This window comes from Enterobacter sp. CGMCC 5087, assembly GCF_003144775.1.
Classification (GTDB): domain Bacteria; phylum Pseudomonadota; class Gammaproteobacteria; order Enterobacterales; family Enterobacteriaceae; genus Enterobacter; species Enterobacter cloacae_M.
This window is the reverse complement of the sequence record NZ_QFXN01000308.1, coordinates 1-9418: the sequence shown is the minus strand read 5'-3', so window position 1 is coordinate 9418 and position 9418 is coordinate 1. Positions and strand designations below refer to the sequence as shown.

Below are 9418 nucleotides of genomic sequence, written 5' to 3'. Positions count from 1 at the left end.
TTCAGTCGGTTAGAATACCTGCCTGTCACGCAGGGGGTCGCGGGTTCGAGTCCCGTCCGTTCCGCCACTTATTAAAAGCCCTGAGCTCACGCTCAGGGCTTTTTTCTTATCTAACGTTTAATTATTGCGAAATTAGCAAAAATCCTCTGCGTTTTGCGCTCTTTTTCTCTATAACAACGCCAGCGATAATCTTCCTCAGTTTACGAACATAATGATTGAGGAATAGTATGACTCTCCCTGCATTTGGTCTGGGCACTTTCCGCCTGAAAGACGACGTTGTTATCGCATCGGTTAAAACCGCACTCGAACTGGGTTATCGTGCAGTTGATACGGCACAGATCTATGAAAACGAAGCTGCCGTTGGACAAGCTCTCGAAGAGAGTGGTGTACCGCGTAACGAACTGTTTATCACCACGAAAATCTGGATTGAGAATCTCAGCAAAGATAAGCTGATCCCTAGCCTGAAAGAGAGCCTGAAAAAACTGCGTACTGACTACGTAGATCTGACCCTTATCCACTGGCCATCACCGAATGATACAGTCTCAGTAGAAGAATTCATGCAGGCGCTGCTGGAAGCGAAAAAGCAGGGCTTAACCCGCGAAATTGGGATCTCCAACTTCACCATTCCGCTGATGGAAAAAGCCATTGCCGCTGTTGGCGCAGAAAATATTGCGACCAACCAGATTGAGCTGTCTCCATACCTGCAAAACCGCACAGTCGTGGACTGGGCAAAACAGCACGGGATCCATATCACCTCATACATGACGCTGGCCTACGGTAAAGCGCTGAAAGATGAAGTGATTACGCGTATCGCAGAGAAACATAACGCCACTGCTGCGCAGGTGATTCTGGCATGGGCAATGGGTGAAGGTTATGCCGTGATCCCATCTTCAACTAAGCGTGAAAACCTGGCCAGCAACCTTTTAGCAACGGATCTTCAGCTGGATGCTGACGATAAAAAAGCGATCGCAGCACTGGAGTGCAACGATCGCCTGGTCAGCCCGGAAGGTTTAGCCCCAAACTGGGATTAAGATTGACCCGCCCTCTGTAACCTGAACCCTCACACAGCTCCTCCGGGAGCTGTTTTTATATGTTCACTCAGGAAGTCAATAAAGGCACGAATGCGCGTGCTTACCGCTCTGTCACTGTAATACACTGCGCTAAAAGGCATTTCGACCGGCAGACGTCTGTCGGCCATCAGCTCCACCAGTTCACCTCGCGCTATCTCCTTATCAATCATATAGTCTGATAAACAGGCGATCCCGTTCCCTTCCAGGCACAGCTGTTTCAGCGTCTCTCCGCTGTTTGACGATAATCCGCAGGTAATTTCATAAAGTTGACCATCATGACAGGCAACAGGCCAGGTGTTCAGCGACACCGGCTCCGTAAAGCCCAGGCACAGATGCTGCTTCAATTCTTCAACCGTCTCCGGTTTACCATGTTCAGCAATATACTGTGGCGACGCGATAATTTTACGGTAGCTGGCAAACAGAGGGCGGGCACGCAAGCTTGAATCGGTCAGCGTCCCCGCCCGAATAGCCACATCCACTTTACGCTCGATGAGGTTAATAAACGTCTCTGAGGAGACGAGAGAAAGCGTCATCTCCGGATAGCGTTCGCGGAAAGGCTTGATCAGCGGCATCAGAAAGTGAAGCACCACCGGCGTGGCCGCATCAATGCGCAGCAATCCACGCGGCGTGCTGCGGGTCTCCATAATCTCCGTCTCCGCTGCGGCCATCTCCTGCAGTACCGACTGCACGCGGCGGAAGTAACGCTCTCCTTCTTCCGTCAGGCTCAGCTGCCGCGTCGTTCGGTTGAGCAGACTCACTCCAAGCTTCATCTCCAGTTTTTTTACCGAACGGCTGATGGCCGAATTAGCCTGTCCCAGCTGTTCGGCCGCGCGGCTAAAGCTGCCGCTTTCAACGACGGCGACAAAGATTGTCAGCTCTTCCGATGTTGCTTTCATTTTTGCACCACCTGCAAAATTCTATTGATATTTTGACCATTTTTGTTATTTAAGCACTGGCGCATACTGCCTGTCATCTTAATCCTGATGATACGGAGTATTTTATGCCACTGGCGCTACTTGCCCTGACGATCAGTGCCTTTGCAATCGGCACGACCGAATTTGTTATCGTGGGCCTGGTTCCCACTATTGCTAACCAGCTTGCGATCTCGTTGCCCTCTGCGGGGTTGCTGGTATCAATCTACGCCCTGGGCGTCGCAGTCGGGGCGCCAGTGCTGACCGCACTGACCGGGCGTTTTCCGCGTAAGCAGCTGTTAGTCGCGCTGATGGTGCTGTTCACCGCCGGCAACATTCTGGCCTGGCAGGCACCGGACTACACCACGCTGGTGATAGCCCGTCTGTTGACCGGCCTTGCACACGGCGTGTTCTTCTCAATTGGTTCCACCATTGCAACCAGCCTGGTGCCCAAAGAGAAAGCGGCTTCAGCCATTGCGATCATGTTTGGTGGGCTGACCGTCGCACTCGTTACGGGCGTACCGCTGGGAACGTTTATCGGACAACACTTCGGCTGGCGTGAAACGTTTCTGGCCGTCTCCTTGCTGGGCGTCATCGCTCTGGTGACCAGCCTGCTGCTGGTACCGTCGAATATTCCAGGCCGGGCAAGCGCCAGCCTGCGCGATCAGCTGAAGGTGCTCACGCATCCGCGTTTGCTGATTATCTACGCGGTAACTGCGCTGGGCTATGGTGGTGTGTTCACCGCTTTCACCTTCCTGGCGCCGATGATGCAGGACCTGGCGGGCTTTTCGCCCAATGCCGTGAGCTGGATTTTGCTGGGATACGGTATTTCCGTTGCCATTGGCAATATCTGGGGCGGCAAGCTTGCGGATAAGCATGGTGCGGTACCGGCACTGAAATTCATCTTCGCCGCCCTGGTTGTTCTGCTGATGATTTTCCAGTTCACGGCTTCGGCACACTACGCCGCGCTGATCACTGTGCTGGTCATGGGGATCTTTGCCTTTGGTAATGTCCCCGGGCTTCAGGTTTACGTTGTCCAGAAAGCTGAGCTCTATACGCCAAATGCGGTGGATGTGGCGTCCGGGCTGAACATTGCCGCATTTAATATTGGCATCGCGCTGGGCTCCATCATTGGTGGGCAAACCGTAGCGCATGTTGGATTAGCCCAGACCCCGTGGATTGGCGCGGTGATTGTCCTGGTGGCCTTCCTGCTGATTGGCCTGAGTGGACGTCTCGATAAGCCAGCCCGGGTGGCGCTGGGGTAACATCAGTAAGTGCTTGCTTACAAAACTGGAAAGCGGTTTCTCAGAAATTGCGTTGAAAGTATGACCTAAAGTCCCTATAACATTAGAACCAGTCCGTTTTCCGGGCTGGTTCATGTTACAGAGGCTGTTTCCAAAAGTGCGAAAAAATACCTATGCCATGCGTTATGTTGCCGGAATGCCCGCGGAGAGGATCTTGCCTCCGGGGTCATTTGCGAGCATAAGCCAGGCATTACCCGCCGGCACGCCGTTAAGCAGCGATGAAAAAATCCGTGTACTGGTGTGGAATATCTTTAAGCAGCAGCGTGCCGAATGGTTATCGGTACTCAAGAACTTTGGAAAAGATGCCCACCTGGTTCTGCTTCAGGAGGCGCAAACTACTCCTGAGCTTGTACGGTTTGCCACCACGAACTATCTTGCCGCTGACCAGGTGCCTGCGTTTGTCCTGCCGCAACACCCCTCAGGTGTGATGACGCTTTCAGCAGCACATCCGGTTTATTGCTGTCCACTGCGCGAACGTGAACCTATCCTGCGTCTGGCAAAATCGGCGCTGGTGACGGTCTATCCGCTGCCGGATACCCGGATGCTGATGGTCGTAAATATCCATGCGGTAAATTTCAGTCTGGGCGTGGATGTCTACAGTAAGCAGCTACTTCCGATCGGCGATCAGATTGCCCATCACAGCGGGCCCATCATTATGGCCGGCGATTTCAATGCCTGGAGCCGTCCGCGCATGAATGCGCTGTATCGCTTTGCGCGCGAAATGTCGCTGCGTGAAGTTCGTTTTAGCGATGACCAGCGCAAAAAAGCCTTTGGTCGTCCTCTCGATTTTGTCTTCTATCGTGGTTTGAGCGTGCACGATGCCTCGGTTCTGGTGACGCGCGCCTCGGATCATAACCCTCTACTAGTCGAATTCAGTCCCGGCAAACCTGATAAATAATGGTGTGTCAGGTCTGCCGTGGGGCAGGCCTGCGCGGGTGCTGCCCTTTATTTTTCACTCACAAAGGACAGTACGATGACAACAACACGCTCCCATCATGACAATGTAGAAAAACAGTTTGGTTCTCAGGCAAGTGCCTATCTGAGTAGCGCCGTGCATGCTTCTGGCCGCGATCTGGTGCGTCTCGGTGAACGTCTGGCGGCGTTCCCGCAGGCGCACGTGCTGGATTTAGGCTGCGGGGCAGGGCATGCCAGCTTTACGGCTGCGCAGCAGGTCGCTCACGTTACCGCGTATGACTTATCCAGCCAGATGCTGGACGTTGTTGCCGGTGCGGCGAAAGCGAAGGGACTGGACAACATCGATACGCAACAGGGCTATGCCGAATCCTTACCGTTCGATGATGAGTCGTTTGAGGTGGTTATCAGCCGTTACTCCGCGCACCACTGGCACGATGTCGGCCAGGCATTGCGCGAGGTCAAACGTGTTCTGAAGCCGGGTGGCATCTTCATTATTATGGATGTGATGTCCCCTGGACATCCGGTGCGCAATATCTGGCTGCAGACGGTCGAAGCGCTGCGCGATACCTCACACGTGCAAAACTATGCCAGCGGAGAGTGGTTGTCGCTTATCACTGAAGCGGGGCTGATCGCGCGCGCGTTGATTACAGACCGCTTACCGCTGGAGTTCAGCTCCTGGATAGCCCGTATGCGTACCCCGGAGGCGTTAAGCCAGGCAATTAGGCTTTACCAGGAGAGTGCGTCCGCAGAGGTGAAGGCGTACTTTGAACTGCAGGCGGATGGCTCATTTACGAGCGATACCATCATGGCCGAAGCGCAAAAAGCGGGATAAACAAAAAAGGCACCGAGGGGAATCGGTGCCTTTTTATCTTTCGATCGTGTTATCAGGAGTCTGGCGTGGCGCTGTTCTTCACAAACAGCGTCAGCTGGTCGCCCGGTTTCAGATTGTCAGTATCATTATTCCAGCGCATCACATCTTTGATGTTCACGCCGTGTCGTTTTGCGATACTGGACAGTGAATCGCCTTTGCGCACGCGATAGGTGATGCTATCGCTGTTGCTGGCGAGACGCTGTGCGCTGTTACCTGCACCCACCGTCAGTGTCTGACCCACCTTCAGCCCAGAGCTGCGCAGGTTATTCCACTGCTGCAGATCTTTCGCCGTCACGCCAAGACGTGACGCAATGCCCGAAAGCGTATCACCTGAACGAACCTTATAGCTGCGGCTGTTAACTGATGATGCATCCGCGATCAGCGTTGACTGAACGGCGGCGATTTCACCAGAAGCTAAAGACTCGCGTAACTGCTCGGCATGTTTCTGCGGAACCATTACATACTGCGGGCCACTTGCCCCCAGGGTTGAGCCTTTAACGCCAGCATTAAAGGTTTTCAATTTACTTACCGACATACCCGTCATATCAGCAACCTGTTGAATATCAACCGGATTGCTGAGGCGAACACGCGCCAGTGCACGACTTTCGTCTGGTGTTGGCAGTTGTACACCGTAACGCTTGCTGTTCTTGAGAATATCGCTCAATGCCAGCATTTTCGGTACGTAAATCTTTGTTTCCTGTGGCAGTGAGAGCGACCAAAAATCGGTGGATTTACCCCGTGCTTTATTCGCTTTCATTGCCTTCAGTACACGACCTTCGCCACTATTATACGCTGCGACCGTTAATAGCCAGTCGCCGTCAAACATCTTGTTCAGACGTTGCATCATGTCGAGAGCGGCTGTCGTTGAAGCGACAACATCGCGACGCGCATCATAGTTGCGGGTCTGTTTCAGACCATAGTTTCGCCCGGTGCTCGGAATGATCTGCCAAATGCCTGCGGCATTGGCGCCAGACGTCGCGTGTGGGTCAAAAGCGCTCTCCACTATGGGTAGGAGTACCAGCTCCATAGGCATGTTACGTTTCTTAACTTGCCCGGCTATCCAGTACATATACGGCTCTGCCCGTAACGTTACATCGTGGAGATAGCTCTTATTACTTAAATACTTCTGTTTCTGTTCGCGAATCCGGGGATTTTCCGGAATTCCCATCTTTAGCTCGTCGCCAATAGAGGTCCACAAGTCTTGATCCTGCGCGTAAGATGTTCCATCGTCCATCCAGCGCGCCGAACTTGCAAACTTCCCTGCTTCCCCTTGACCAGCCGCAGAAAGGCTCTGTGCGTGCTGTTGTACGTTGCTGCCGTTTTGCGACTGGCAACCTACAAGCAGGACAGAGGCGAGTAATATCGCTTTTGCCTTCATGTGTGTGTCAATAGTTGCTTAAAAGACGAGCGATGATAACGGCGAAATTTTGAAAAGGCAACCCGCAATTATCTGAAGTTATCTTTCTTTGACCTTAACCATGCAAATCGCTGTTCTGGTTGTTGCAAATTTGTTTCTTGGTTAATTTTGTTAATTAAATCAATATCATTTGTTCGTAAAAATAAATTAATTTGGCGCTCGTTTTTCAGAATTACGGGGAGTGTTTTTTGGTTTTTTGCACGTAACTCCTTCACTTTGTGATAATAATCCTGAATCGCTCGATCCTCGGGTAAGAGACTCACGGAAAACTTCATATTTCCTAATGTATACTCATGAGCGCAACAAATGAGTGTCTCATCGGGTAGCGCGTTAATCTTCTGTAAAGACTGATACATTTGAGCTGGCGTACCTTCAAACAGTCTTCCGCAGCCTCCGGAGAACAGCGTATCGCCGCAAAAAAGATAAGGCTTACTGTAGAAACACAGATGTCCCAAAGTGTGACCTGGTGTAGCAAATACGGAAAACTCCCACTCGCGTATGAGGATATTTTCGCCTTCTTCGACTACATGCGTGATTCCCTTATCTTGTGCCTCTGCCGGTCCGTAAACCACAAGATGCGGAAAATGGGCGCGCAGTTCAGGCACGCCGCCAGTGTGATCGTTATGATGATGCGTTAACAAAACGGCTTCTGGCTGCCAGCCGTTCTCTTTTATGGCGTGCAGAACAGGGGCAGACTCTCCGGGATCGACAATGACGCATCGGCGATCGTCGTCAACCAAAACCCAGATGTAATTGTCCTGAAACGCTGGAATACTGATAAGATTCATACATTACCTCTTAGAGCGTGGCGGATGTTTTGATGAAACCGGCAAGGATACCTCAGACTGTCGCAGCACCGGAACGTTGGGCGGAATTGCCCTGGGGTGAATACTATCGCGAAGCGTTAGAACAGCAGCTGAAGCCCTGGCTCGCGAAAATGTATGGCTTTCACCTGCTTAAGATTGGCAATCTCAGCGCGGAAATCAATACCGAAAGCTGCGCTATCTCGCATCAGGTTAACGTCTCTCTCGGCGGATCGCCGGTTCAGGTGAAGGCAGACCCGCTGCATCTGCCGTTTGCGGAAAAATCCGTCGATGCGTGTTTGCTCGCACATACGCTACCCTGGTGCAGCGATCCGCATCGTCTGCTTCGCGAAGCCGATCGCGTGCTGATTGATGACGGCTGGCTGGTACTTAGCGGATTCAATCCGCTAAGCCTGATGGGCCTGCGTAAGTTAGTACCAGTGCTGCGCCGGACTCCACCTTACAACAGCCGGATGTTCACCATGATGCGCCAGCTCGACTGGCTTTCATTGCTGAACTTTGAAGTGCTTTGCTATGGTGGTTTTCAGGTGCTGCCCTGGGCGCGGCAGGGGGGCGTGGTACTGAGCACCCATCTCCCCGCATTGGGCTGTTTGCAGTTTATCGTTGCGCGTAAGCGAACTATTCCCCTTACGCTTAACCCCATGAAGCAGAGCAAGTCGAAAACGCCCATTCGCCAGACCGTCGGCGCCACGCGGCAGTACAAAAAAACCGATTAGGCGTCGGGCTGATAACCCGCATCTTCATGTGCGGGATTGGATGCAGCAGCACGCGCCAGTTCGTCGCAGCGTTCGTTTTCCGGATGGCCTGCGTGGCCTTTAACCCACTCCCACTTAATCTGGTGCTGGCCCAGCGCAGCATCAAGACGTTTCCAGAGATCGACGTTCTTGACCGGCTTCTTATCGGCGGTTTTCCAGCCGCGTTTTTTCCAGTTATGGATCCACTGGGTGATCCCCTGACGCACGTACTGACTGTCGGTGCTTAACACCACGTCACAATGTTCTTTTAACGCCTCCAGCGCCACGATGGCCGCCATCAACTCCATCCGGTTGTTGGTGGTCAGAAAATAGCCTTCGCTAAAGGTTTTTTCGTGCTGGCGATAGCGCATAATCGCGCCGTAGCCGCCGGGCCCTGGGTTACCGAGACAAGATCCATCGGTGAAAATTTCTACCTGTTTACGCATCTCTGGTAGACTTCCTGTATTCGAAACGTTCAGTTAAACGATAAGTCTGACATAAATGACCGCTATGAGCACTGCAATTACTCGCCAGATTGTCCTCGATACCGAAACCACCGGTATGAACCAGATCGGCGCGCACTACGAAGGGCATAAGATCATCGAGATCGGCGCCGTTGAAGTGGTGAACCGTCGTCTTACGGGGAACAACTTCCACGTCTACCTCAAACCCGATCGGCTGGTGGATCCTGAAGCGTTCGGCGTTCACGGTATTGCCGATGAGTTCTTGCTGGATAAGCCGACTTTTGCGGATGTCGCTGACGAGTTCCTGGAATATATCAAGGGCGCCGAGCTTGTCATCCATAACGCATCGTTCGATATCGGCTTTATGGATTATGAATTCAGCAAGCTTAATCGTGATATTCCGAAGACGAACACCTTCTGTAAGGTGACTGACAGCCTGGCGCTGGCAAGGAAGATGTTCCCCGGCAAGCGTAACAGCCTTGATGCACTCTGCTCGCGCTATGAGATAGACAACACCAAGCGAACGCTTCACGGGGCGTTGCTCGATGCCCAGATCCTGGCCGATGTCTATCTGACGATGACCGGCGGGCAGACGTCAATGAAGTTCAGTATGGAAAATGAATCCCAGCAGACGCAAGGCGAAGCGGGCATTCAGCGTGTTGTTCGTCAGGCCAGTCGCTTGCGGGTTGTTTTAGCCAGTGATGAAGAGCTTCTTAACCACGAATCCCGGCTTGATCTGGTACAGAAGAAGGGCGGCAGCTGTATGTGGCGCGCCTGAAAAAACGCCTGAATGCCTGTAAAATCATCGTTTGGGCGATTTTTGCAGCAAACGATTCAAAACGTGAGAAAAAGCGTTGACGAGATCGGAGGCGCACCGTAATATGCGCCTCGTTCCCCAAACGGGAACA

Annotated in this window: 10 protein-coding genes; 6 read left to right on the top strand and 4 right to left on the bottom strand. The window is 52.6% G+C overall.

The genetic code is table 11. From position 1 onward, the window contains the following. Nucleotides 1–227 precede the first annotated feature (227 nt). Nucleotides 228–1031 (top strand): 2,5-didehydrogluconate reductase DkgB, encoded by an 804-nt coding sequence (dkgB, locus tag DEO48_RS25100; protein WP_109846604.1) that lies wholly within the window; start codon nt 228–230, stop codon nt 1029–1031. 29 nt (nt 1032–1060) lie between these two features. On the opposite strand, the gene yafC is transcribed toward dkgB, so the two are convergent. Next, the gene (yafC, locus tag DEO48_RS25095; protein ID WP_109846603.1) at nt 1061–1966 is read right to left on the bottom strand and encodes a DNA-binding transcriptional regulator YafC; all 906 of its coding nucleotides are present in this window, start codon (nt 1964–1966) and stop codon (nt 1061–1063) included. Between the two features lie 104 nt (nt 1967–2070). Between yafC and DEO48_RS25090 the strand changes: the two genes are divergently transcribed. From DEO48_RS25090 to DEO48_RS25080, 3 genes are all read left to right on the top strand, one after another. Further along, nucleotides 2071–3246: an MFS transporter gene (locus tag DEO48_RS25090; RefSeq protein WP_109846602.1), complete on the top strand. Its 1176-nt coding sequence runs from the start codon at nt 2071–2073 to the stop codon at nt 3244–3246. A gap of 136 nt (nt 3247–3382) precedes the next feature. Further along, nucleotides 3383–4183, top strand: coding sequence for an endonuclease/exonuclease/phosphatase family protein (locus DEO48_RS25085; RefSeq protein WP_024909448.1), 801 nt, complete (start codon nt 3383–3385; stop codon nt 4181–4183). Between the two features lie 75 nt (nt 4184–4258). After that, the gene (locus DEO48_RS25080) at nt 4259–5032 is read left to right on the top strand and encodes a class I SAM-dependent methyltransferase (RefSeq protein ID WP_109846601.1); all 774 of its coding nucleotides are present in this window, start codon (nt 4259–4261) and stop codon (nt 5030–5032) included. 52 nt (nt 5033–5084) lie between these two features. Here DEO48_RS25080 and mltD read toward each other — a convergent pair whose 3' ends face one another. Then, nucleotides 5085–6449, bottom strand: a complete 1365-nt coding sequence (mltD, locus tag DEO48_RS25075) for a murein transglycosylase D (protein WP_109846600.1) — start codon at nt 6447–6449, stop codon at nt 5085–5087. A gap of 68 nt (nt 6450–6517) precedes the next feature. Next, nucleotides 6518–7276 (bottom strand): hydroxyacylglutathione hydrolase, encoded by a 759-nt coding sequence (gene gloB, locus DEO48_RS25070; RefSeq protein WP_109846599.1) that lies wholly within the window; start codon nt 7274–7276, stop codon nt 6518–6520. Between the two features lie 32 nt (nt 7277–7308). On the opposite strand from gloB, the gene DEO48_RS25065 reads away from it, so the two are divergent. Further along, nucleotides 7309–8028 (top strand): class I SAM-dependent methyltransferase, encoded by a 720-nt coding sequence (locus DEO48_RS25065; RefSeq protein ID WP_023310484.1) that lies wholly within the window; start codon nt 7309–7311, stop codon nt 8026–8028. On the opposite strand, the gene rnhA is transcribed toward DEO48_RS25065, so the two are convergent. Beyond that, entirely contained in the window at nt 8025–8492 is a 468-nt protein-coding gene (gene rnhA, locus DEO48_RS25060) for a ribonuclease HI (protein ID WP_023310485.1), read from the bottom strand. The genes DEO48_RS25065 and rnhA overlap by 4 nt on opposite strands. 64 nt (nt 8493–8556) lie before the next feature. Between rnhA and dnaQ the strand changes: the two genes are divergently transcribed. Then, entirely contained in the window at nt 8557–9288 is a 732-nt protein-coding gene (gene dnaQ / locus DEO48_RS25055; RefSeq protein ID WP_029739690.1) for a DNA polymerase III subunit epsilon, read from the top strand. Nucleotides 9289–9418 lie beyond the last annotated feature (130 nt).